Below are 22729 nucleotides of genomic sequence, written 5' to 3'. Positions count from 1 at the left end.
TGGTTGCTTAGAGCACTTCGAGACGGCGGTCGATCGGATTTCCGAAACGATCTTGTCTGAGCATTCGCAGGAGTTCTCTCTGGAGCCACACGTTGCCGGAGGGCTGTCGTTTCGCACCGGGAATCTGTATGACCCTCCGTTGTATCTTCGAGTCATGCCGCGCGAAGGCGACAACTCCGATGCGCCGAAGCTTGAAGATCTCGCATACCACGCAGTCCATAGGGCGATAAGGTCTGCCTTGTGGACGGGCCGGGATGCGATGGTGGGCTCTGGCGCAGTCTTCTCGAATTCTTCGATCGGCCTAGTTGGGCTTGCGTACAAAGAAGGCATCGCTCGGAGCAGCGCGGAGTTGCGGTTGCTCGACGAACGACGCAATGTAAATGTTCCGTGGGTCAGCAGTCTCGATGCAATGCAGATCGTTCAACTGCGCGAGGAGGCGTCCTCTGCGCTGCCTGCGTTCCGCGAGATGCTCGCAAAGCAACTATCCGTGCCGGTGCGCGAAGATGGCTCGTCATCCAACTTGATAGTCGAGGATCTTCGCCAACAGACCGTCGAAGTTCGAAATGAACTCGCAGACGTTCGCCGATCATTGGCGCGATTCTGGAAGGGAACCTTTGGCCTGTTGAGTTTCGGGCTGTCTGCGTACGGCGCGGCGACGCACCAAGTTGCGGCAACAATTGGGGGCTTGCTTCCGGTAAGCTCGCTCATCGTGAGCCATAAGGCGGGCTCTGAACGCGATGCAACAAAAGCAATGCGACGACCCGGCTATGTGCTCGTAAAGGCGCAAGACATACTCGCACATGACCACGAAGTGTGAGGCAGGCTCGAGGATATAGCGCGGTATTCGATCGGACCGCTGCCGCGATCCTCAGATCTTCTTCCCCCACGTGAGTCGGCCTCGGGCAGCAGCAGGCGCAGAGACGAGGCTGCAATACATCACAAAGCGGTCACTGGATTCGTTGTCTCGAACGGCTGTTTGTGGCCGCCCTCTGCCCGACGCGGTCGGCTCTGATCGATCCCAAGCTGCCGTTCGGTAGAAGCCGGCGAACGTCCGCACGCCATCGTCGACAGGACATTCGCAATTTGGCTTGCCGATACTTGGTTGTTCCCGCCGATCGCGGCATTTGAGGCGTAGAGCCTGGATGCGCCGCTATCAGCCGACAGATTTCACGAAATCAACGAGCGAGTTCGTCGTGAAGCTCCTTTGAGAGCGACACGCCGTGCTGAACACTGCGATGTCGGGCATCGAATCGTCGCTGGGAGGGCAGACGCGCGCCCTGCCCCACAATTCCGTCAAACAAAGTCTCCACGCGTTGGAGGTTACCCATAGGGTCCGAGCTGGCGAAGACTGAGGTCGGCATCGGACGCGCGATTGAACTCTGGTTCGATCGTCTCTCCGGTTGCCGCTTCGAATGCACGGATAGAACCATTCGTGCCAAGAACAGTCCTGTGGCCTATCAACATTTTCCCTTCAATTAGCATAACTAAACTCTCATGTTAAACCGCACGTCTAGCCCGGAAGCCCGGCCGCTGATACTCAATGGAATAGTCGAGGACCGGCCGGCAATGAAGCGACTAGGTCCCGGCTTCTTCCGTATTCCGACGAAGAATGCTCGCGAGCAGTGCGCCAACCCCGAACTCCCATGGCGCAATGCGATGCGAATAGTTGACCGTGTTGACGAGCGTGCCGAATCGCGGGCTCGATATGCTCACCGTATCGCCGATCTGATGCGTGAACCCTTGCCCTGGCACGTTACGATCTACGGTCGGCGCAAACAACGTCCCCAGATAAAGCATCATTCCGTCCGGGTATTGATGGTAAGAGCCCATCGCTTGCGCAACGAGTTCTGACGGGTTCCGGCTGATGCGTTTCATGGAACTTGCCCCTGTCAGAACATAACCGTCTGTTCCTTCTACGCGCAGCGAAAGCTCTGCAGCGCGAACATCATCGAGGCCGAACGTACTGTCGAAAAGGCGAATGAACGGGCCAATAGACGCCGAAGCGTTGTTATCCTTCGCCTTGCCGAGCAGCAGTGCACTCCGGCCTTCGAAATCCCGAAGGTTGACGTCGTTCCCCAGTGTGGCACCCACGATTTCCGCCCGACTGGTCACCGCCAGCACGATTTCGGGCTCCGGGTTATTCCACTGCGAATTCTCATGAATTCCGATTTCGCTGCCGGTGCCGACGGCGGACATGGGCTGCGCTTTTGTGAAGATTTCCGCATCCGGACCGATGCCGACTTCCAGATACTGCGACCACATTCCTTCGTGAATAAGTACGTGGCGCACCGCCTCGGCTTCCGCTGACCCCGGACGAACGCTTGCGAGCCGATCGCCCAGCACGGAAATGACACGCGCGCGCACTTCATCGGCCCGGCTCGCGTCACCCCCCGAGCGCTCCTCGATCACCCGCTCCAGAAGGCTTTCGACAAACGTCACACCGCTCGCCTTAACCGCCTGTAGGTCACATGGCGCGATGAGCCAGGGGGTGGACGGATCGCGTCGATCGAAGGCGGAATTGGCAAGAACCTGGTCCAGCGTCGCAAATCTCGGCAGGTTCGCAGCGGCCTCCTTCAGCCGAAGGCCAATTCCTGGTTGCTCAAGCAGCATGCTGGTCGTCAGCGCGAACGACGACACATCCACCAGTTCGCCGCCAATAACAGCGACAGGACGCGGCGCACCGATATCAGGGCACCATGCGCGCCCCACGAGCACAGCATGGTCCAGATCGTCAGGCAGCGCGGATCGGTCATTCAATGGCATCTATCTTTCTCCAACCTGGTATGGGGTATTGCTGAGCATCGGTGCGGTCCATTCTCTGTTTGTTCCGAACACTGGGGGCTCACATAATTGCGCTGATCTGCCAGGGGACGAATTCGTTTTGTCCGTAACCGTGCTGCTCGCTGCGGGAACGTCTCCCTGAGGCCACGTCAAGCAGCAGCTGGAACAGCACTGCGCCAAGTTGCTCGATCGTAGTGCTGCCTTTCAGGACTTCTCCACAGTTCAGGTCCATATCGTCGGACTGACGTTGCCAGAGGGCCGTGTTCGTCGCGAGTTTCACCGAAGGCGAGGGAGCGCAGCCATAGGCCGAACCGCGTCCCGTCGTGAAGCAGATCAGGTTTGCACCGCCCGCAACCTGGCCGGTAGCCGACACCGGGTCGTAGCCAGGCGTGTCCATGAACACCAGACCGCGCGCCCTAACTGGCTGAGCGTATTCGTACACTTCGACAAGGTTTGTCGAACCTGCCTTGGCGATGCCGCCCAATGATTTCTCAAGGACGGTCGTCAAGCCGCCGGCCTTATTGCCCGCCGACGGATTGTTATTGATCTGGGCTCCTTGTCGCTGTGCATATGCTTCCCACCACCTGATGCGATCGACCAGCTTCTGTCCCACTTCTGGCGTTGCCGCGCGACGGGTCAACAGGTGCTCCGCGCCATAAATCTCCGGTGTCTCCGAGAGAATCGCCGTGCCGCCGTGCCGCACAAGCAGATCGACGGCTGCACCCAGCACGGGATTGGCCGTAACGCCGGAATATCCGTCCGAGCCGCCACACTGAAGGCCGATGGTGAGATGACTCGCCGAAACCGTTTCCCGCTTAACATCGTTCGCGTCGGGCAACATCTGCCGGATCAGGTCGATACCCTTCGCAATTGTCAGGGTCGTGCCACCCGTGTCCTGAATCGTGAAGGTTCGCAAGCGGTCATGTTCTTTGAGCCCCTGGGTTTGAAGCAGCCGCGAAATCTGATTCGTTTCACAGCCCAGGCCGATGACCAGCACGCTCGCGAAGTTGGGGTGGCATGCATAGCCGCCAAGCGTGCGCTGGAGCATCGCGAGACCGTCGCCTTCGGAATCGATGGCGCAACCCGAACCATGGGTGAGCGCAACGACTCCATCGACATTCGGAAACGCAGCCAACGCTTCCGGACGAATGTCACGGCGGAAATAGTCGGCAATCGCACGCGCGACCGTGGCCGAGCAATTAACCGATGTAAGAATACCGATGTAATTACGCGTGGCGACATGGCCGTCTTCACGCACAATGCCCTGGAATGTCGCGGGCTCAGTTGACGGGACGGTGGCATGCACGCCCTGACTAAATGCGTAGTCACGGGCGAATTCGCCCATCGCAAGGTTATGAGTGTGAACGTGCTGCCCCGCGCGGATCGTCTGACTCGCAAAGCCGATGATCTGGCCATAACGGTGCACCGCTTCACCCTCACTGATGTCACGTGTCGCCACCTTGTGACCGGGCGGGATCAAGCCTGAGACCGTCACCGCTTCCCCATCCAGCACCGTGCCGGACATAAGCTGATCGAGGGCGATGACGACATCGTCAGTGGGATTGAGTCGAATGACGCGAACCGGCCTGAGCGCGGTGGATGCGACGGACATGCCCGCAACAGGGGACGACATGGAACTACTCCTTCGTTTCTCAATGCGTGACGACAGTTTCAGGGCCGGCTGCGCCGCGTCCCGTGACGCGTCGTGCAGCCGCGGTCAAGCGGCGTTTCAGCCAGCGCTCCACGGCGTCTTGCAGCGCGTGTACTCGAGTTGATAAAGCGTGGAGTCCGGCGCAACCGTAGCGGCCCCGGGCAAAGCAGCGAGTCCGGCAATGAAAGCGTCCACTGCTGCGCGGACATAGTCGGCACGGCATCCTTCGATCATCACGATCCATGTCGGCACCTGGGTGCCTTCCGAACGCGCCTTCTTCTCAGCAGTTTCCACCTTGCTGACAGCTTCATCGGCCAGACACAGGTGCACGCCCGTGATGCCGGGCCGGTCGGTGAGCGGCGGCAATATCCGTTGACGCAATCCCTTCACGACATCGGCACGCGCCGTGGAAGGCACGTCGAAGCGCACCGTCATGAGATTGGCGCCCTGCCCGACGCCGTCCGAATACGCCACATGGCAGATCGAACGGGCCACGCTGCGAAACGAAGCGACGACCTGCTTCGTCCACGGCGTCGGCGAATTCAGCCGAAGCAGGTAGTCTTGCGCGCCGAGCACCTCCACGGTGTCAGCTTCATACAGATTGAAGTACTCAGGGCCCGCATCCAGCGCAACGTAGCGCCGGCCGCGCCTGAACCCGGGAATCCCGGCGCGTTCCGGCATGTGTTCGCGGTTGTGCCACTCATAGAAATCATCCTTCGCTTCCGGCAGCAGGTCATGCCAGATTGCGACAACGCCCGTTCCAGCAAGGCTCATAGCTCCTCCTTCTATAGGTCGAATCGTTTTATCGTGCCAACGGATATTGGCCGCGGCCCCATGCCGCGCCAAACGAATCCACGTACTGCACGATCTTCTGGCTTTGCTCGCCGAGTCCGCTGCCGCCGAGGGTCATGGTGTCGCCGGCTTTCAGAAAGACGGGCGGCTTCTGACCGAGTCCCACACCGGGGGGCGTCCCAGTGATGATGACGTCGCCAGCCATCAGTGGCATGAAGCGGCTGAGATACGCCACGATATGCGCTACGTTGAAGATCATCGTCCGGGTGTTGCCCGTCTGCCGACGTGTGCCGTTGACGTCGAGCCACAGGTCGAGCATCTGCGGGTCGGGCACTTCATCACGCGTCACGAGCCACGGGCCGAGCGGGGCGAAAGAGAAGCCGCTTTTGCCCTTGGTCCACTGGCCTTCGCGCTCGAGCTGATATGCGCGTTCGGACACATCATTGGCAAGGCAGTAACCGGCCACATGATCGAGCGCGGTGGCTTCATCGATCTGCCACGCGGGTTTACCGATCACCACGCCCAGCTCGACCTCCCAATCGAGTTTTTGCGCGTCTGCCGGCAAGATAACCGGGTCGTTCGGGCCGCTGATCGAGCCGGTATGCTTGTTGAAAACGACAGGTTCCCGCGGGATCGGCGTATCGGTTTCAGCGGCATGATCGGAGTAGTTCAGACCGATGCACACGAGGTTACGAACATTGCCCATACAGGCGCCCAGGCGCGTGCCCGCTTCCACGACGGGCAGGCGATCCAGATCGAGTTCGCGTAGCTTCGCAAGGGCTGCAGGCGAAACAGTCGTTCCGTCGATGTCGTTGACGACGCCGGTCAGATCGCGGATCGCGCCGCTCGAATCGATGACACCGGGATGCTCCTGGCCAGGTTGGCCGAAACGGACGAGACGCATTTGAATACTCCTGTCAAGACAAAAAAAGTATGGGCAACGTGCCGAGATCACCGAAGCCGAAATGCAACTCACAGCCGATCGGCAACTCGAGCACGCCTGCGTAGGAGCCCGTGATCACAGCCTGACCGGCATGCAATCCAAGGCCGCGGACGCGGAGAAAATTGACGAGCCAAACTATCGGCGCGAGCACACTGCGATCGGGGTGGCGGCCAGCAAAACTGACTGTGTTCTGACCGGTGCGCGTCAGACTGATGGGGAATTCGACCGGGAGATTGGCCAGCGTCGTGCCATCGAGCAACTCAACGCGGGGCCCAATGACAAGACCGGCGTTGAACAGACCGTCGGCCAGCAATTCGGGAAACGTCAGCGATTCCGGATGCGCATAGCGACTGCACAACAGTTCGAGCGCGAGATGAACATTCCCGAGAGCGTCGAGCACCTCGGCCTCGCCATATGCTTGGCGCCGTGGCGGCAGATCGCAGGCCAGCAAACAGGCCAGTTCAGGCTCTGCCCTTACCCAGGACTGCCCAGGCATGGCGCGAATGCGGCATTGGGCACCCCGGTGAATGACGTTGTCATAGATTGGGGCAGCGATGATTTTGCCGGCCGGCGGCAGCGCGCATTTCCACGCGCCCGCCTGCCGCCCGAGCTGTTTGCCCACCTGTTGCTGGATCGCGAACCCCTCGTCCAGATTCACGGGCCGTAGTTCGTCGGGAAGGCGCTCCACGAGCGTGCCTTGCTGACGCGCGGCGACGAGAATGCGTGCTGCGTGTTCATCCAGCCCGAGGGGGCGCGGGAGAGATTGGGCTGCGCCCGGCGTGGTCATGCCGCCTCGCTCGCACGGGCACCGACGCTCTGTCGCGGCCATACGGCGCCCAGCTTCGCGGACGCTTCCTGCAGTAACGCGTAAAAGGCGTCGTAACGCTCCGGCTGAACCCGCATCGCAGGTCCTGCAATACTCATTGTGCCGACTACTGCACCGTCAGTTAGCGAACGCACCGGGACGGCCAGAGCCACGACGCCCGGCTCGGCCTCTTCAACGACGAGCCCGTAACCACGCTGCCTGGTCCGCTCCAACTCTGGAATTAACTGCTCGACGCTGGTGATGGCCCTAGGCGCGCATGCCCCGCTTGCGGCCGCTTTTCCGAGTCCACCGCGCAGTGCGTGCTCGATCGCCTCGTCGCTGGACATGGTCGCCAGCCATGCCTTGCCGTTAGCCGTGGCATGCAAGACGATGGGTTTGTCCATTGACGGCGAATACATCAGTCCCGGCGCCGCGCCTTGGGACGACGCAAGCCACGCGAGTGTTCCTTCGTTGACAACAGTCAACCGGACCAGCTCGCGGCACTGGGCTGCGACTTCATCGAGGATGGGCTGCACCAGACCCGGCAGACCGAGCCCATGCAGATAACGCTGACCAAGCAAAGACAACTTTAAGGTCAGTCGGTACTGGGAAGTCTGTTCATCCTGTTCCGCCCAACCCTGCTCGCACAGTTGCGCGAGCACGCGGTGAGCGGGCCCTTTTTCCAGCTCGAGCTCGGCGGCGATATCGGACATACGCATCCAGCGCGCCTCGCGTGCGAGCAACTCAATCGCCTGAAGCGACCGGTCAACTGCTCCCTTGACAACTCTCATAATTGACGTAACATGATTCTTATTGGAACGGTGTTACAACAATAGACAAAGGACACCGGAAAGTCAATCACAAATGGAGACACGCATGAATCCTAGTGCACCGGCGAGGCCCGACGGCAAGCGCCAATCGAAGATTGCAGCGGCTAGCGGCTGGATCGGCTCAGCGCTTGAGTACTATGACTTTTTTATCTACGCGACTGCTGCCTCATTGCTGTTCCCGCAGCTCTTCTTTCCCTCCAATAATCCAACGGTAGGCATCATCGCTTCACTGGCGACCTTCGGTGTGGGCTATGTCGCCCGGCCAATCGGAGCAATGGTGCTCGGACACATCGGCGACCGCCACGGTCGCAAGACAGTGCTGATCTTCTGCATGTTCCTGATGGGGTTTGCAACGATGTGTGTGGGCCTCTTGCCCACTTACAGGCAGATCGGTGTCTGGGCTCCGGTGTTGCTCGTCATCCTGAGACTCATCCAGGGGTTCGCAGTCGCAGGCGAGATGTCCGGCGCGAGTTCCATGATTCTTGAACACGCGCCGTTCGGACGGCGGGGATACTTTGCGAGCTTCACCCTCCAAGGGGTGCAGGCGGGGCAGCTCCTTGCAGCAGGTATCTTCCTGCCGCTCGCGCACTTCATGCCGAAGGCCCAGTTCGCTTCGTGGGGCTGGCGCATTCCGTTCCTGCTTAGCATCGTCGTGATCATCGTCGGCTACATCATTCGCCGTCAGGTAGAGGAAACCCCCGCGTTTTCCGAAGAGCAGACGCACGGGCAAGTTCCGGCCTCGCCGGTCATTGAGGTCCTTCGCGAGAGTTGGGGCGACGTTTTACGCGTCGTGGGCATGGCACTCGCCGCCGTCACCGCGCTCCTTGCGACTGTGTTCGGCGCGACCTATGCGGTCCAGCCGGCGTACGGTATTGGTTTTCCCGCCGGCGTCTTTCTGTGGGTGCCGGTCCTCGGCAACCTTTGCTCCGTAATACTGATCCCGCTCGTCGGCGACCTCTCGGACAAGATCGGTCGCAGGCCCCCCGTTATCGTCGGCGTTGTGAGCTCCGGGATCTTCGCTTTCGGCTACCTGTACGCCATCAGCATCCACAGTATCTGGCTCTCACTGATCTTCTCACTGCTCATGTGGGGTGTCGCTTACCAGGGCTTCAACGGCGTGTTCCCGAGTCTATTCCCCGAACTGTTCCGCACGCGCGTGCGTGTCTCCGGCATGGCAATCGGACAAAACGTAGGGACGACCTTGTGTGCCTTGCTCCCGTCGCTTTTCGTCGCAGTCGCGCCTCCGGGGTCCACCCATATCCCGTTGAAGATAGGTTCTCTTACCTTGGGCATTTGTCTGGTTGCCGCGTTTGCCGCGTTCACTACACGAGAAACGTACCGTATTCGCCTTGCCGATCTGGGCGACCGCAACGCGGTCCCCGTTCCCAAGGCTGAATATGAACGCCTGCGCGGGCAAGCTATGACAGGGACTATCAAGGATGCCGATGCAGGAGAGCTTGCCAATGAACTGCGGTCTTAGCCGCCGTGAACGCCGCACTCGTCGCGCCGAACGCGGGGCGCCAAGTCGCGCTCGGCCGGTGAGCCGCGCGATTTGCTGTCCGCAGCTACTGTGAGTACCTGAAGCAATAGAGGAGAAAGACACATGCACAACGAAGGCACGCCGCGTTACGACGGCCCACTTGAACTCGCGAAGTCCCTAAGCGCGTTGTCGCAAATCAGCGCGTCCGGAACTCCCTGGAATCGGGAGGGCCTGCGGGCCGACTCAGAGTATCGCGACCTAGGACTCGCCACCGTCACCAACGGTCGTATTGGGGCGAAGCATATTCGCGCACTTAATCCGTTCACCGAACCCACTGGCTGGCATTGGCATGATATGACCGCGCACTACCTGTACGTGCTGCGCGGATCGGTCACGTTTCGATTTGCCGGGCTGGACAGCGATGTCACGCTCAGTGCCGGTGACGGCCTGTCCCAGCCCGCTGGCGTTCCGCACAACGTGATGGCGCGCTCGGATGACCTTGAAGTGATTGAGATTAACGAGCCGGCGGTCTTCGGGACGTGGGATCTGGCGGAACCGCCTGCACCATGGAAGTGAAATAAGCGCATCAGCTTTCCCGGATGCGGGCTTTCTCCGTAAGGCACGCTGTACGTCACAAGCCCGGAAGACAGCTCAGCGCTCTACGCCGCAGCTTCAGCGACCTTCGACTTACATTAGATATCAAGCCGAAATGCAACTACATATCTCTGGCACAACACGACTCTATGGTTTGGTCGGCGACCCGCTGAGCGCGGCGAAATCGCCGCAGCTGTTAAACCGGCTGTTTATCGAGCAGCACGCCGACGCGGCTTGCGTCCCTTTCTGGGTCAAAGAAGATAACCTGCCGGCCTTCGTCGGCGGTGCGCGGGCGATGGGCAATCTGTCCGGCCTGCTGGTCACGATGCCTCATAAGGAACGGATGCTCGCATTTGTCGACGAGCTGGATTCGACTGCTGGTCAGGTGGGGGCGCTCAATGTCATTCGCTGCGAAGCAGACGGGCGCTGGATCGGCGCGATATTTGACGGTGTCGGCTGCGTCCTCGGGATGCAGTGGGAAGGCCACCATCCAGCTAATAAGTCGGTGCTCCTCGTTGGCGCGGGAGGCGCGGGCCGAGCTATCGCGTTCGCCGTCGCCTCCGCGGGCGCTAGCTCGCTGACCATATCGGATGTCGACGAGCGTCGGGCCGACGATCTTGCGGCAGCTATCGTTGCTGCGACAGGCTGCGATGCACGCTCGGCCGCCCCCGATCCACTCGGCTTCGAGGTCGTGATCAATGCAACGCCGCTTGGCATGAAGGCAAACGACGCCATGCCAGTCGATCCAGAACGGCTTGCGCCCGGTGCCATCGTCGTAGACATCGTCAATTCGGCGGAGCCGACGCCGCTTCGCCGTGCCGCGCTCGCGCGCGGGTGCCGCACGCAGGACGGTGGTCCGATGCACCGGGGACAGGCACTGTATGCCTTGCGCTTCCTTGGATTCGACTACCGTCCCGATGGACGATCACTACCGAACGGAGACCCAGGATGAACGCGGATTCAGGCGAAATAGCTGACCACCTTGCGGAACATGGGAGAAGCGCCGGGCTGACATCTTGATCAGCTGACTTCAGATGGCGAAGAGTCGTGAGATATTTCAACGGAGAACACATATGAGAGTTGCATTGCTGGAGGCCAGCCATTGGCATGTCCCGCTTTACCTTGATGCGCTTGAAGCGCCAGGGATTCAGGTTGTTGCCGTGTCTGATGCGGAGCAGGTGAAGGGTGAGGCGATTGCCGCACGATTCGGAAGCAGGTTGTACCTGTCGGCTTATGAGTTGCTTGAGCGCGAGGAAGTCGATTTCGCATTTGTATTCGGTCGGCATTCGGAAATGCCGGCGCTAGCTGAGGCGGTGATCGCACGCAACATTCCGTTCGCGCTGGAGAAGCCGTGCGGGATCAACATGTCGCAGGTCACCCGGCTCCGCGCCCTGACCGAGGGAGCCAATCTTTACTGCGCGGTACCGTTGATCTTCCGCATGAGTGAATTGCTCCGCTCACTCGAAGATGCTGAGGGCCGCGTACCGTCGGATTTCAACTACATGTCGTTCCGTTTCGTTGTGGGTCCGCCCAATCGATACGAAGCGGCCGGCGCCGGCTGGGCGCTGGATCCCGTCTATTCCGGCGGCGGTTCGACCATCAATGTTGCCACGCACTTCATCGACTTGTTCAGATTGCTCACTGGCAAGGAAATCGCTCGCGTCTCTGCCATCATGAACTCAAGAACGCATCGGGGCGCCGTGGAAGATTATTCGCTGCTGACCATGCAAACCGAGGACGGCGTGATTGGGTTGGTGGAGACAGGGTATAGCTTCCCCAGTACCGCCGAGGAGCAGCGCGAATTTTCTTTTACCCTTGCTTCCGATCGTCTGTATGTCAAATCCGGTCCGGACCGAATCGAGATTCGTGACAGGAACAACCTTTCAGCCGGCACGCGAAGCCGCCGCCTCCAACTCGAGACCGACGTCTACTACCCACTCTTCGTCAAGCGGGTGCTCGCCGAAAGCCAGAGTGGCGCCAAACCAATCGCGTCGTTGCGCGATGCGGAGCTGATGATGCAAGTCATGGACGCCGCGTACGCTTCGGCTCAGCAGGGCGGGACGCTTCAGACGTTGAAGCCAGTTTCCGTGTGACTGAGCCGTCGGACCGTAGTGTCCTTGCATTACAAGGATTGCCACCCAAGGCACAACTCAGCTCCGGGTGAACTTGGAAACAGCATGCCGCCACGTATCGTGCGTTGTCGCCTCCGTCGCCGTGCGAACGTTGCGGTTTTTTTACAATCAACAGAAGGCTGCAGCCATCAATACTCACTTTTGCGCTGGCACCTACTAGTGCCCGTAGCGCTCCTGAACTTTCGCAAAAACTGCACCTCCGAAGGTCGACGCCCCTAAAGCGGCCATTGGACATCACTGCTTGCAACGTCTGAATTGGATCGGGAGTACTCGCTGCCGGCTGGCCGCTTCCAACTGTCCAACTGCCTTTCGTGGATCGGGGGACAATGCCGCTTGTTGAACTGACGATGAGCGCGCAGCGCTCCGGCCCGTCGTCGATGGCGCTCGGGAAACTGTCCGCCCACTTCCTCCCTGCGCCCGAGATTTTTCCAGCAAAAAATCGACCAATGCACCGCGACGTTGGCGGAAGCACAGGGGAACGCGCCCTCGGCACGTATAAGGAATAAATTAGTCTTCGTGGTAAGCGGTTACCAATGCCTGAAGGCAGAAAGCATCCTTCAAGCATTTATCATCAAACGCGCGGAACGGTGCTGACCGCACTTAACGACGTGCCGTCGCCACTGGGCCCCGAATGCAAGGTCACATTCCTGGTTTTAGGATGCCAGACAGGCGTTCTCGCCCGCCTGAGACTTAATGTATCGCAATAAAAAGGCATGCGTTGTACCACGCGTGTAGACCGATTACTGGAAGCATCGCTGGGAAGAATTCCTTCATCCTGCCCAGCATCAGCGAAGGGAACACAATAAGACAAGCCAATCTCGCCCCCTGACTGGGGATGTGGCACGCGGCAAAAAACAGGCTGGTCGCGAGATTCGCGCCAGTTACCCCACAGGCATGTTTGCGGCCCAGCCGTGTCTCATTCAGTATCCCCTGGAGGAACTCGCGAAACGCTAACTCTTCAAGAACCGGCGCTATGACGAGAGACAACAGCAAACTCCAAATAGCCGAATGAGAACCGGACGAAGCGGCAGGCTGGGCATTGAGGATTGAGGCCGCGAGTAACGCACCAATCGGTCCCACGGCAATCGAAAACGCGACGAACCAGAAGCGGCGCGTGAACGCGCCGGCTTTACTTGTCCGCGTGGCGAGAGATTCGCTCATCTAACTCTTGAGACGAACTTGCTTGCGGCGCCGCATCAGACCGAATGCCGCGAACAGAGCCAAGGCTATCAACGTCGGATCAAACCGACCGTTTCCGATCGTGCAACCTCCGCCGCCCACCGTGCCTCCCGGGGTGCCCCACAAATCGTTCACGGCCGACATATCCAGAGCGACCGAACTAGGGTCCGCACCGAGTTGCTCAAGCTGGGTGATCAACTGCCCTGCATAACCGCTGAGCAGACTCGCCTGCTGCGTTGTCACATTGCCCGCACTCAACTGTGCGTTGACCTGTGACTGGTATTGCTGCAACCATTTCGCCGCTTGCGAGAACTGAGTCTTTTTGGTCGACGTATTGCTCGCGGCGTAACCCCGCGAAACCGACAACGTCGCCGCATCGACCGATTTGAGAAGCTCGTCGCCACCGTGCATATACAGAAACTTCGTGTGATCGCGTAGCAATTCAGTTGTTCCTTGAATCGGGAACTGAGCTACGTTCTTGCACAACGTGCCGCAATCAGTACCCATGCCGTAAATCGAATGCTGCGCGTCTGCCACCATATCAGCCTGGTCTGCAGGAAGCACGTAGCCCGCTTTCACGTTGGCATCCGCCGCTTGCTGAAACGCCGAGAAATAGCCAGCATGCGTTGGATAAAGTGCGTTCAGCGTGGCGGTGTCGAACGGCAGATGGTAGCCGTTCAGAAAACACGTGCCATTGCCGGTGTTGTAGCCTTGATCGAGCGCGACCGGAACGGCCAGCGGCGCCAGACGAATACCGCCCAATGCAATGCCACGACTGTCACGTTGCACAGTTACACCATCGGAACCCAACGTAATCGTCGGGGAACCGGGCGGCGTGGCGAGCCCGAGACTCCATTTCCTGAGCCAGTCGATCGCAGCCGACTGCACGAAGCGATCCGGAACGCGGCTTCGGCTAGGTAACGAACAACTATCAAACAGCGCAGCCGTTGGCTGGTCGCGCTGCAACAATGGGTACCGCGCCGCGAACGACTCCCAGTCCGAGTGAGAAGCACCGGTAATCGACCACGTGCGAATCAGATTCGTGTCGGGTTGAAGCGACGTAATCTCATTCGCTGACGATGGTGCCACGTACTCGTTCTCGGTCAGAAGCTTCATAACCGGAATCGGCAGATCGGTACGCAGCTTCTCACCTCCTATGTAGAGCAGCGCGGCATCAACCACCGGTGTGTCGCGCGGTTGTACTGCATTAAGGAACACAGACACGCGGCCAGCTGACTGAGACACGCCCGCCGCGATAATCTTCTTCAGGCCGGACTGAACCGATCCGAGTACGGCGCCGCTTCTGATCGCCTGAATACCTTGCGCATACACATCGTACGATAATGGATCACCGCTCGTAAATTTCCCGCCCGCCGTCAGATCCAGCGACCCATACCGGTCAGGGCTGAATGCCTTCAGCCCCAAGGTCGCATTCGTGATCGTGACGCTCTGTGCGGTGATCCCAACCCACGCATAACCTTCGCGCATGAGGAATTCGTGCGAACGAAGCCAAAGGGCTTCAACGTCGTAGTTGCTGGTGGCATTTAACCACTCGACAACAACGATACCGTTGAACTTCGCCGGATCGGACGGACGCCGCACAACCATGCGCGTTTTGTAGGGATTGCCAGACGTGACGATGTTGGCGGTTGTAGAAGGCGTCGCCCGCGCGCCGATCCCGCCCGCAATGGTCGCGTCGTAGCTGTTGGCGGTTCCACTATAGAAGTACTCCTGTTCAACATAGCCGCGGCTCGCGAGCCCAAGATCGCTCGCGAAGAACGTGTAGTTATGGTTGGAATTGCCGAGTACGGACGCAATCGGACCAGCGACGCTCGGAGTGGGTACCGTAGCTTCCGCCCACGCTGAAATCAGCATGCCGGTTGCCGCACATGCGGCAACGGCGTGTCGTCGCCACTTGAAACTCCCGTTGATAAGTAGATTTACCGCCACTGTCACCTCCGTCTTTGTCGTTAGAAGTCTTCGATACCTGGCGTAGCCGGTTCGCACTGCGTGCGACACGATCGTTCAAACTACATTCGAACCAGTTAGTACAAATTCTATCCAGAGTAAAAATCGGAAGGTAGAAGGTGTAAACCCTCGACGATCGCCACTGTGGCAGGCGTAGAGCGAAGTAAATTCGTCACCAAAAACGAAGTAAAGTCGTCAACACCCATTTTTGCGTATTCGCACGACAGTTTCGGGACGAAGATTAATGGAAAGCTCGTGATCTATGAAGCGTGCGCCCCTGCCACGAGACCGCGAGCTACAGGTTGCGTTCATCCTTGCCAAGGCAAAAGCTGCCTGCCATGCGATTGTGGAAATGTCGCGCGATGGCAATACGATGCTCCTTGCGCATCGCTGGTTTCGCTGCAAAGGCTGGAGGAGATTGAGTCGCGTAAAGCTCGCCGCATTGCGCACAGCGATACGGCGATCCCACAAGACTCGCGTTGAGGATGTAGGGTGTTTCCCGCCCGCAACGATGGCATTGCGTCTCGAGCTTTCGTTGGTGAGCGGGACAACGGTTTTCGCTGAACATCTGGTACGTCACGCTGTGATGACCGAGTAATACGCATTGCCTGCAATACCGGAAAGCCGGGTGATGCCTTCCCCTCTGGCCGGCATCAAGGAGTGAAGCGTGCAATACCTTGCCAGGCAATAGCAGCGTGCGCCTCAGATGCTTCACATCGACGGCATCGCGCATTGGCTCAACGCCTTCGTACGGTTCGATGTCAGCACCCATCAGCCGCACCAGCGCGTGCCCAGGAAGTCCGTTCGCACGCGCGAACTTCCACAGGATCGATACAATCGACTCGCCCGGCAACAGCCACCGCGCATCGAATATGAAGCCCAGTGCCGGGGTCAGCCGTCGCTCATCGAGGCTGAGTATCGGGAAGCGCGGGGCAATGAGCGCGGGCGCCTCTTTACGCGTGGACAAGCACGCGACCGGTTGCATGGCGCGACTGAACATAGCCGGAGTGCCGCACAGCGTGGGCCCATAACGAGGCGTCCGGACAATACCCCGGAGCATCCCTGAGTTCGCTATCCTTGAGCACGATCTCGACGGCCCGCGCAAACGATTCCATCGGTATTTCGAGACGGCCAGCCAGGGTCGCCTTGTGGTGCGCGGCCTCGAAGGCATCCCAGAGTAGGGCCGCATCGTCGACAAGTCGATAACCAGCCTCGAACGACTGTGGCAGGTAGAACCTCGTGAAGCTCCACTGCGTGCCCTCGGGATAGGCGGTCTGGTCGTAACCGTTCAAACACGTGGCGACATCTTCGGCATTGCGGATGCCATGGAAGGCAAGTTCTTCGACCATCAGGCGCGCAACAATCTGCGTCTTGCCGGCGATCTGCAGCGCGCTCTTCTGGGAGAGCAACTCCTGCTGGCCAACGAGGAACGTGAACAGCTTGATCTGCTGGCGGTCGAGTGCATCGTGTACATCCCTCAGCCACTCATATTCGTTTTCGTTGTAGCGTTGCGCCTCATCGCAAAAGAGCAGAACCGTCCCGCTGCCAGCGCGCGCAGCCGCTTCCCGGATCCGCAACGACAGTCGCATGCGTTTCGCGGGGTTGGTGCCCGCGTTCGGATCATGATCGCCAACAGCTTCCAGCAGGTTTGAAAAGAACGGCCCTTCTGCGTGCCGCGGCTTGTGCTCGCACCGGGCGTGATAGCTCGTCACTTTGGGATATTCCCTGGCAAGCAGCAGGCGCACGTATTCTATCGAACGCGTCTTGCCGATCCTCGGAGCGCCGTAAATGAGTGCGCCCGTCACGCGGTAGCGAAGACAGCTCACGACGAGTTCGTAGAATGATTCGATAGCCGGTGTGGCAATCCGGTAGTTTCCGGTGACGAGCGGGTGCAGCGACGGATCGACTGGACGCGAGACCTGAAGCAACATACCTCCTCCTGTGAGTACCACCTGTCAGAGCAACCGTAAGAACCACCTGTTAGAAAACCTGCCCCGTCCCGATACCAAGCGCGCGCGGACGAACCGGTTCGACGGGTGCTGTATTGGCGACCACGTCGGTCCCCTCCGCTGTTTCCGCTGACGGCGTTTCTGGAAATGCGTCTGGTGCTAGCGGGCCTGTCGGCGTTCTGGCAGTTGGTGCGCTTGCGAGCAGGCGCAGCGTCCGCGCTGCATCTGAGGCCGCCCTGCGTGACCTGCTTGCCGCTGCGACCTTGGTCCGTACGTATGCGTCAATCGGATTTTCAGCTGGCATGTGGCCTGAGCCCCTACTGCTTCTCGCCTTCAGTACTTCCCTCCGCAACGTCAGGTTGTGCGGCATCACGCGCCACGCACCTTGTGCATCAAGGACACCGAGCTCGCTGCCATCAGCGAGGAAAGCACGTACGCAGCGCAGATCGTCAGCGTTGATGTAGACGCGAAGCGACTGGCCAATCAGCTGCGCGCTACTGGCAAGGACAATGTTGGTATAGCGCACGCCGAACAGGTTAATGTGAGGACGGACGCCGAGCGCAAGATAGCCGCGCACACGGCAGTGCCGCGCGGTTTGCATCAGGCATAACGTACGTCGGCGCACTTCCGGTAACCAGGCCAGAAGTTGCCCCCTTCCACGAACAAAGAACTCCATCGCTTCGAGCGGCGTCGCGCCATTTAACCCGCCGTGAGGCGTGCCGTGATAGCTTGCAATCGAAAAAGTGATCAACTCATCCAGCTCATCGAGCGACACGTACAGGCGGAGATCACCTTTCGGGGCGGCCAGCGCGCGGCGCAGGTCGCGAGGATGGGAGCCCGTGTAACCTGGGAGGCGTGAGGACAGCCTGCTGGCAATTGTGCCAAAGAAACGCTCGATATACGGGCGCTCGTCCGGACTGTGCTTCGGTCCTGCACTGACGACGCAGCCAACGAACTCGCAGAGTGCAGCTAACGTTTCGCCAGCGAGGTTCGCTTTCGCATTGTCGAGTCGGATGCACTCCCAGCTGACGTAGGCAAGTTCGGGCAGGCGCTGTGACGCGAAACCATCCTGCCGCTGGCAGGCTAGTCCGGGTATGGTGAAGGCGCGCAATGGCCGGGGTTCGAGCGCGTTCTCGATCGTCTTGATCACATCGTAGCGACTGTATTCCCGGGTCAGTGCCAGGTGATAGCCAAGTACAACCCGCGTGCACACGTCGATAATCACTAGCAGCCACACGCGCTCGATTTCAAACTCATGCTCGAACCCGAGCGGATCGCGAACGACAACCTTCAGCCGCACATCGAGCCGGTGACCATCGAATTCGACAACCTGATACGGCCGCGTCGCTGCGGGAGCAGGTACATCGTCGGAACGTGGTAGTCCCTTCAGGTGCGAGGCGCCGGCAGCCGCCGCTACCATTCCAAAACCGCGCAAAAGCTCCGCCTTCACCCGCGAGGACAGCGACCGGATCGCGCGCCCCGCGGTGTTGAACGGATAATCGGCGGCGGTCAAGCCCAGTTGCTGGCACTCCTGCAGAAATCTTTCGTGCAAGGCCCGCAAACCGTGCAGCCGGATCCGGATGCCGTCGTCCGAAGGTATTTGCTTGAGGGTCACGCGGCGCTGTCTGATCTGCAGCACGAGCCACGCAGCGAGTCGCGGATACCGCTCGAACAGCAGCGAAAGCGCACCGACAGCACCGCCCCTTTCGCTATGCAAAGTAACGGGCAGCAGGCGAGTATATTCCGTCACGCGGGCATGAACGACAAGCGCACGAAAGCCGTATATCCGCCCGTCGGCATGCAGCGAGAGCGCCCTGTCGAGAAGCCGGTAGAGCTGTCTGCGGTTGACTCCAGTTGCGGCCTCAATACTGCCGACAGGCTCATCTTTGGCATAACGCTCAATGGCGTCGATATGCCTCTGGACGCGACTGCGCCCGGCGGCGTCGAGTTCTGTCCAGGCGATTGTCGGCCACGAGGCGAGATCCAGCGTCTGAAATTCGGGTCTGCGGCGGCTCATGATGTGGCCTGTATCGCAACGAAGCGCGTCAGAAACGTCAGGCTTTCAGTGTGTAACTCCAGCGCCTGGATGCGACCGCGATGCAGCAGTTCGAAAACGGCCGCCCGGACGAGTGATGGATCGCCCGTGGAGAATTCCCGCTCTACGGTCATCAGCGATTGGGGCGACGCGACAAACCGCTCGATCTCGCCGAGCATCGAAGGCTTGACGAGGCCCCGCGCGGCTACAAGTACGGGCAGCATGCGCTGCCAGTTACCGGTCCAGACACGCGCAGCTGCCCTTTCGGTTGCATCAATGTGCCGCACGACGAAGGTTTCCGGGTCGAGGTCAAGACGACTCCGCGGGCGGTCCGTCTCCGGTGTCACTTCCAATAGTACTACCAGGCATTCATGGTCATTAAACTTTGCCCAGAAATCGACGACGCAGCGTTGCCCGTCGACTGCCATGAAGCCAGGCCGTTCACAGAATGTCTTTGCCGCAGGATCCGCTTCGAGCATCAGCCATGCTTCGAAAGCGCTGCGCCTGTATAGGGTCAGACGTCGCCCCAGTTTCGGACTGAAGACGTCATAACGGTGCGCGCCGCGAGGACGCGGCAGTGTAAGTGGCTCGAAGCTTCGCAAAACGTCGACCATGTGTACCACCTGCCTGAGGATTTCATGGTCTAGGACGAACGTGAGTTGACAATTTTAATTCGCGCTAACGCGAAGTGACGACTTTACTTCGCTAGTTAACGAAGCAATCTTGTCAATTCAATGGCTAAACCGTCGCCCCCGCGAGCACAGTCCAGTGACAACATTCCTTCGTTTTACGTCTATCGAACAGACAATTTTTCTGCGTTTTAAAAACTTAAATAATAATGTTCGCATAAGACTGGCCAGAGTTATCAGAAGGGAAATCCTGTTCGAATAAGCTTGGCGGATGGTTTTGTCGCGGTAATAATCAAGCGGCGAGCAGGATAGATATGCAGTGCGGCCAATAAAAGCGAAAACACAATGAAAGCCGCCTTTAAATATCCGCAACTGGGTTTGCTATTTGCGCTGTGTTTCGCGCTGCCCCGCTCCTTCATTGTCATATTAGCTCCAAGGCGATGACCGATAGATCAATGCCTGATTGATGCATGGCAGTCGCGTGACGGGATCAAATGAGGAGAAACTCGTCGTTTGGCGAGTTGCGGACATTGGTCGTTCGCGCGTGTGATGGCAATTCTTATCCGATCGGCGGCATTTGAGCGAGTCATCGCATTTGCCGGCCAATCTGGAAAGAGCCGCTGCCTGGTGCATCGTGGATCTGCGGCGATCACCCCGTGATGAGGCGGGCCGTAGATCGCAAGATCGTGACCCAACCAATCTGTCCGTCGAACAGGTCAAGCTTAGATGGAGCACATCAGGAGTTCCCTAACCGTCAATGTCGCAGCGCGGGACCCGTGGCCCTGCGCGTATTGCCGCCTCTGTGGCGCGGTTCGGCTCACCAGGGTTCTATCGGGTCGCCGCAGCGGCATCGCAGCCGTTCACTGGGGTTTGTAGCGGGTGAACGGTATGCAGAAAATTGGTTAAAATTGTCAAATTGTTAAAAATAATTCACCGCGACGCGGTGAACGCTCATGAGAGGACGAATGAGAATTGCGATACTCGAGGACGATCCAGTCCAGGCGGCTTTAGTCATGGAAACGTTGTCAACGGCCGGGTACAGTTGCCATGAATTTTCGAAGGGGAAGGCGCTTGTTCACGCCCTACGGCGGCAAACTTTCGATCTGCTGCTGCTTGACTGGGAGGTGCCGGACCTGAGTGGCAAGGATGTATTGCAATGGGTCCGGGAAAGCCAGGCGGAGCGCACTCCGGTGATTTTCATGACCGCACGCGGTCGCGAAGACGACATCACGTCAATACTGAACGCCGGCGCGGACGACTATCTCATCAAGCCCGTCAGTTCCGGTGTGCTGCTCGCGCGTGTCTCAGCGTTGTTGCGTCGTGCGTATGCGATCAATCCCTTGTCTACGAAAGAAGTCTTTGGCGATTTCGAGTTTGATCTACCTTCAGGACAGGTCTTGAAAAACGGGATACCAGTAACTGTAACGCAGCGTGAATTCGCGCTCGCACTGTTGCTGTTCCAGAATCTCGGGCGGCCGCTGTCACGCGCGCACGTTGCCGAGCTGGTGTGGAAGCAGGTGCCCGACGTTTCGTCACGGACGATGGATACGCACGTTTCGTTGTTGCGCACGAAACTCGGCCTGCGCCCGGAAGGCGGATACCGACTGGCGCCCGTCTACGGCTACGGATATCGTCTTGAACAGCTTGCCGCGGCACTGTCAGGTTGATGGAGAGGCGGCGGTAGAATGAAGCGATGAAGAAGACAAAATCGCTTTATGAGCTAAAGTCAAATGTGGTGTACGGGCGGCTGGCATGATCAGGCGGCCAACGGTTGCTGAGCCGGTATGCTGTCGGTCACCGGCACGCCATTCTTGAAGGGGATTCCTTCAAACAGCGAGGCGATCTTCTCGGGTTGTGTCGCGATAAGATCGACAAGTTGAAAAATCCTTCATGATAAGGATTCCTTATGCCACCAGAGAATAGAACTGCGCGGCAGCTGTTCGTGTGAGGCCGTGGTCTTTCATCTGCCCCTTCCTGATCATATGCATCACTTCGATGCCTGAGAGGATGATGCGCGCACACCGGAAATCCTTGAAGCCCATCATGGGTTTAATGATGCGCTTGATGGCACGATGATCCTGTTCGACGATATTGTTCAAATACTTGACTTGTCGGACCTTGATGGGCGTTTCCCGCTCAGCGTTGATGGCCTGCAGGGCGGCCAGATTGGCCCCGCTTTTATCCATGGTCACGGTCTCAGGCGCGCCGTTACGATCGATGGCCTTTTCAAAGTAGCGGCGCGCTGCAGCCTTGTCACGATGGGCTCGAAGCAGGAAATCGACGGTGTTGCCGACCTTTCCACTGCCCGGTACAAGTACTTCCAGTGGCCGCGCACTTTGACGTAGGTTTCATCCATCCTCCAGCTCTTACCCACTGGACGTTTGTGCTTGCGAAAGGCTTTCTCGAACAACGGTACGAGCTTGATGACCCACCGATGCACACTCGAATGGTCGACCTCAAAGCCGCGCTCAGCCATCATCTCTTCGAGATTGCGAAGGCTTAGTGAGTAGGCCACGTACCATCGCACACACAGCAGGATCACATCCAGGGGATAGTGCAGTCGCTTCAGCACCTTCGCGATCCCTGGCGGTAATATCTTGCGCGGCGTCTTGCCTGTCATGGCCATCGTGGTCGTCTCAATTTCGGTCGTCGAATTTTACATGATCGCCTTAGCGCGACAGAACCCTCGCACGCGACGCCGCCGCGAGCTTGATTCCGGGCCGCAGCATCTGCGGGGTATCGTGGTCATCTTTGCGCTGATCAGTTACCTGCTCGATACCGTTCTTTATGACGTCCTCGCAAAAGGCGATGCGTGAACGGTAGTAATCCGCCTGCATCTGCGCATCGAGGATTCGCTGCTCGGCCTGGAAAAGCTCCAGACGTAATTCGCGCAGCGCTTTTTCGGCTTGTTTCTCAGGGGTAGGTGCATTGTGCATGACCCAGTTTGCGATCCACTTTAGC

General features: G+C 59.0%; 20 protein-coding genes and 2 pseudogenes. 6 read left to right on the top strand and 16 right to left on the bottom strand.

Annotated features, from left to right (window positions below):
- A partial coding sequence (locus BGI01S_RS30700) for a hypothetical protein (RefSeq protein WP_042329634.1) occupies nucleotides 1-817 on the top strand: 817 nt, incomplete at its 5' end.
- A 358-nt stretch (nucleotides 818-1175) separates the two neighbouring features.
- On the opposite strand, the pseudogene BGI01S_RS31240 reads toward BGI01S_RS30700, so the two are convergent.
- The 7 genes and pseudogenes from BGI01S_RS31240 to BGI01S_RS27845 form a co-directional block, all read right to left on the bottom strand.
- Nucleotides 1176-1319, bottom strand: a pseudogene (locus BGI01S_RS31240) (oxidoreductase); the annotation flags it as partial.
- Between the two features lie 256 nt (nucleotides 1320-1575).
- Nucleotides 1576-2763: a fumarylacetoacetate hydrolase family protein gene (locus BGI01S_RS27870; RefSeq protein ID WP_042329633.1), complete on the bottom strand. Its 1188-nt coding sequence runs from the start codon at nucleotides 2761-2763 to the stop codon at nucleotides 1576-1578.
- Nucleotides 2764-2842: 79 nt separating this feature from the next.
- Nucleotides 2843-4414, bottom strand: coding sequence for a UxaA family hydrolase (locus tag BGI01S_RS27865; RefSeq protein ID WP_042329632.1), 1572 nt, complete (start codon nucleotides 4412-4414; stop codon nucleotides 2843-2845).
- A 96-nt stretch (nucleotides 4415-4510) separates the two neighbouring features.
- Complete coding sequence (locus BGI01S_RS27860; RefSeq protein WP_042329631.1) at nucleotides 4511-5206, bottom strand: hypothetical protein; 696 nt, start codon at nucleotides 5204-5206, stop codon at nucleotides 4511-4513.
- 28 nt (nucleotides 5207-5234) lie between these two features.
- Complete coding sequence (locus BGI01S_RS27855; RefSeq protein ID WP_042329630.1) at nucleotides 5235-6128, bottom strand: fumarylacetoacetate hydrolase family protein; 894 nt, start codon at nucleotides 6126-6128, stop codon at nucleotides 5235-5237.
- Between the two features lie 13 nt (nucleotides 6129-6141).
- A complete protein-coding gene (locus BGI01S_RS27850) occupies nucleotides 6142-6954 on the bottom strand; it encodes a 2-keto-4-pentenoate hydratase (RefSeq protein WP_042329629.1) in 813 nt (270 codons plus the stop codon).
- Complete coding sequence (locus BGI01S_RS27845) at nucleotides 6951-7763, bottom strand: IclR family transcriptional regulator (RefSeq protein WP_042329628.1); 813 nt, start codon at nucleotides 7761-7763, stop codon at nucleotides 6951-6953. Before BGI01S_RS27845 ends, BGI01S_RS27850 begins: the two co-directional genes overlap by 4 nt.
- Before the next feature lie 85 nt (nucleotides 7764-7848).
- Between BGI01S_RS27845 and BGI01S_RS27840 the strand changes: the two genes are divergently transcribed.
- From BGI01S_RS27840 to BGI01S_RS27825, 4 genes are all read left to right on the top strand, one after another.
- Nucleotides 7849-9282: an MFS transporter gene (locus BGI01S_RS27840; RefSeq protein ID WP_042329627.1), complete on the top strand. Its 1434-nt coding sequence runs from the start codon at nucleotides 7849-7851 to the stop codon at nucleotides 9280-9282.
- A 123-nt stretch (nucleotides 9283-9405) separates the two neighbouring features.
- Nucleotides 9406-9858, top strand: coding sequence for a cupin domain-containing protein (locus tag BGI01S_RS27835; RefSeq protein ID WP_042329626.1), 453 nt, complete (start codon nucleotides 9406-9408; stop codon nucleotides 9856-9858).
- Nucleotides 9859-9991: 133 nt separating this feature from the next.
- Complete coding sequence (locus BGI01S_RS27830; RefSeq protein ID WP_042329625.1) at nucleotides 9992-10828, top strand: shikimate dehydrogenase family protein; 837 nt, start codon at nucleotides 9992-9994, stop codon at nucleotides 10826-10828.
- A gap of 121 nt (nucleotides 10829-10949) precedes the next feature.
- The gene (locus tag BGI01S_RS27825) at nucleotides 10950-11969 is read left to right on the top strand and encodes a Gfo/Idh/MocA family protein (protein WP_042329624.1); all 1020 of its coding nucleotides are present in this window, start codon (nucleotides 10950-10952) and stop codon (nucleotides 11967-11969) included.
- Between the two features lie 729 nt (nucleotides 11970-12698).
- Here the strand turns inward: BGI01S_RS27825 and BGI01S_RS29080 are convergent.
- The 7 genes from BGI01S_RS29080 to BGI01S_RS30435 form a co-directional block, all read right to left on the bottom strand.
- On the bottom strand, nucleotides 12699-13169 hold the full coding sequence (locus BGI01S_RS29080) for a JDVT-CTERM system glutamic-type intramembrane protease (RefSeq protein ID WP_052400536.1): 471 nt from the start codon (nucleotides 13167-13169) through the stop codon (nucleotides 12699-12701).
- A complete protein-coding gene (locus tag BGI01S_RS27815) occupies nucleotides 13170-15062 on the bottom strand; it encodes an alpha/beta hydrolase domain-containing protein (RefSeq protein WP_042329623.1) in 1893 nt (630 codons plus the stop codon).
- Between the two features lie 388 nt (nucleotides 15063-15450).
- A complete protein-coding gene (locus tag BGI01S_RS29905) occupies nucleotides 15451-16122 on the bottom strand; it encodes a hypothetical protein (protein ID WP_232624506.1) in 672 nt (223 codons plus the stop codon).
- Entirely contained in the window at nucleotides 16109-17086 is a 978-nt protein-coding gene (locus BGI01S_RS27805; RefSeq protein WP_042329621.1) for an ATP-binding protein, read from the bottom strand. The genes BGI01S_RS29905 and BGI01S_RS27805 overlap by 14 nt, the downstream gene beginning before the upstream one ends.
- Before the next feature lie 49 nt (nucleotides 17087-17135).
- Nucleotides 17136-19121: an integrase core domain-containing protein gene (locus tag BGI01S_RS27800; RefSeq protein ID WP_042329620.1), complete on the bottom strand. Its 1986-nt coding sequence runs from the start codon at nucleotides 19119-19121 to the stop codon at nucleotides 17136-17138.
- Complete coding sequence (locus BGI01S_RS27795) at nucleotides 19118-19753, bottom strand: hypothetical protein (RefSeq protein WP_042329619.1); 636 nt, start codon at nucleotides 19751-19753, stop codon at nucleotides 19118-19120. Before BGI01S_RS27795 ends, BGI01S_RS27800 begins: the two co-directional genes overlap by 4 nt.
- A 251-nt stretch (nucleotides 19754-20004) precedes the next feature.
- Nucleotides 20005-20193, bottom strand: a complete 189-nt coding sequence (locus BGI01S_RS30435; protein WP_157004282.1) for a hypothetical protein — start codon at nucleotides 20191-20193, stop codon at nucleotides 20005-20007.
- Nucleotides 20194-20733: 540 nt separating this feature from the next.
- Here BGI01S_RS30435 and BGI01S_RS27790 point away from each other — a divergent pair.
- Nucleotides 20734-21435 carry a response regulator transcription factor gene (locus BGI01S_RS27790; protein WP_042329618.1) on the top strand — a complete coding sequence of 234 codons (702 nt, stop codon included), beginning with the start codon at nucleotides 20734-20736 and terminating at the stop codon, nucleotides 21433-21435.
- A gap of 237 nt (nucleotides 21436-21672) precedes the next feature.
- On the opposite strand, the gene BGI01S_RS27785 is transcribed toward BGI01S_RS27790, so the two are convergent.
- Together BGI01S_RS27785 and BGI01S_RS27780 are read right to left on the bottom strand one after the other, a co-directional pair.
- Nucleotides 21673-22394 (bottom strand): IS6 family transposase gene (locus BGI01S_RS27785; RefSeq protein WP_232624505.1). Its coding sequence is split into 2 segments (ribosomal slippage): nucleotides 21673-22061 and nucleotides 22061-22394, totalling 723 coding nucleotides; the frame shifts between segments, so codons are not numbered across the junction.
- 43 nt (nucleotides 22395-22437) lie between these two features.
- Nucleotides 22438-22729 (bottom strand): annotated as a pseudogene (locus BGI01S_RS27780) (hypothetical protein); the annotation flags it as partial.

The sequence above is a fragment of the Paraburkholderia ginsengisoli NBRC 100965 genome (genome assembly GCF_000739735.1).
Taxonomy (GTDB): domain Bacteria; phylum Pseudomonadota; class Gammaproteobacteria; order Burkholderiales; family Burkholderiaceae; genus Paraburkholderia; species Paraburkholderia ginsengisoli.
The sequence above is the reverse complement of the archived record's forward strand: the minus strand, read 5'-3'. Positions and strand labels throughout refer to the sequence as shown.

Coding starts and splice junctions, on each gene's coding strand:
- BGI01S_RS27840 (WP_042329627.1), top strand. CDS start 7,849: ATGAATCCTAGTGCACCGGCGAGGCCCGACGGCAAGCGCCAATCGAAG.
- BGI01S_RS27845 (WP_042329628.1), bottom strand. CDS start 7,763: ATGAGAGTTGTCAAGGGAGCAGTTGACCGGTCGCTTCAGGCGATTGAG.
- BGI01S_RS27830 (WP_042329625.1), top strand. CDS start 9,992: ATGCAACTACATATCTCTGGCACAACACGACTCTATGGTTTGGTCGGC.
- BGI01S_RS29080 (WP_052400536.1), bottom strand. CDS start 13,169: ATGAGCGAATCTCTCGCCACGCGGACAAGTAAAGCCGGCGCGTTCACG.
- BGI01S_RS27815 (WP_042329623.1), bottom strand. CDS start 15,062: ATGCTGATTTCAGCGTGGGCGGAAGCTACGGTACCCACTCCGAGCGTC.
- BGI01S_RS30435 (WP_157004282.1), bottom strand. CDS start 20,193: ATGACAATGAAGGAGCGGGGCAGCGCGAAACACAGCGCAAATAGCAAA.
- BGI01S_RS27835 (WP_042329626.1), top strand. CDS start 9,406: ATGCACAACGAAGGCACGCCGCGTTACGACGGCCCACTTGAACTCGCG.
- BGI01S_RS27825 (WP_042329624.1), top strand. CDS start 10,950: ATGAGAGTTGCATTGCTGGAGGCCAGCCATTGGCATGTCCCGCTTTAC.
- BGI01S_RS27855 (WP_042329630.1), bottom strand. CDS start 6,128: ATGCGTCTCGTCCGTTTCGGCCAACCTGGCCAGGAGCATCCCGGTGTC.
- BGI01S_RS27870 (WP_042329633.1), bottom strand. CDS start 2,763: ATGCCATTGAATGACCGATCCGCGCTGCCTGACGATCTGGACCATGCT.
- BGI01S_RS27860 (WP_042329631.1), bottom strand. CDS start 5,206: ATGAGCCTTGCTGGAACGGGCGTTGTCGCAATCTGGCATGACCTGCTG.
- BGI01S_RS27795 (WP_042329619.1), bottom strand. CDS start 19,753: ATGGTCGACGTTTTGCGAAGCTTCGAGCCACTTACACTGCCGCGTCCT.
- BGI01S_RS27865 (WP_042329632.1), bottom strand. CDS start 4,414: ATGTCGTCCCCTGTTGCGGGCATGTCCGTCGCATCCACCGCGCTCAGG.
- BGI01S_RS27850 (WP_042329629.1), bottom strand. CDS start 6,954: ATGACCACGCCGGGCGCAGCCCAATCTCTCCCGCGCCCCCTCGGGCTG.
- BGI01S_RS27805 (WP_042329621.1), bottom strand. CDS start 17,086: ATGTTGCTTCAGGTCTCGCGTCCAGTCGATCCGTCGCTGCACCCGCTC.
- BGI01S_RS27800 (WP_042329620.1), bottom strand. CDS start 19,121: ATGAGCCGCCGCAGACCCGAATTTCAGACGCTGGATCTCGCCTCGTGG.
- BGI01S_RS27790 (WP_042329618.1), top strand. CDS start 20,734: ATGAGAATTGCGATACTCGAGGACGATCCAGTCCAGGCGGCTTTAGTC.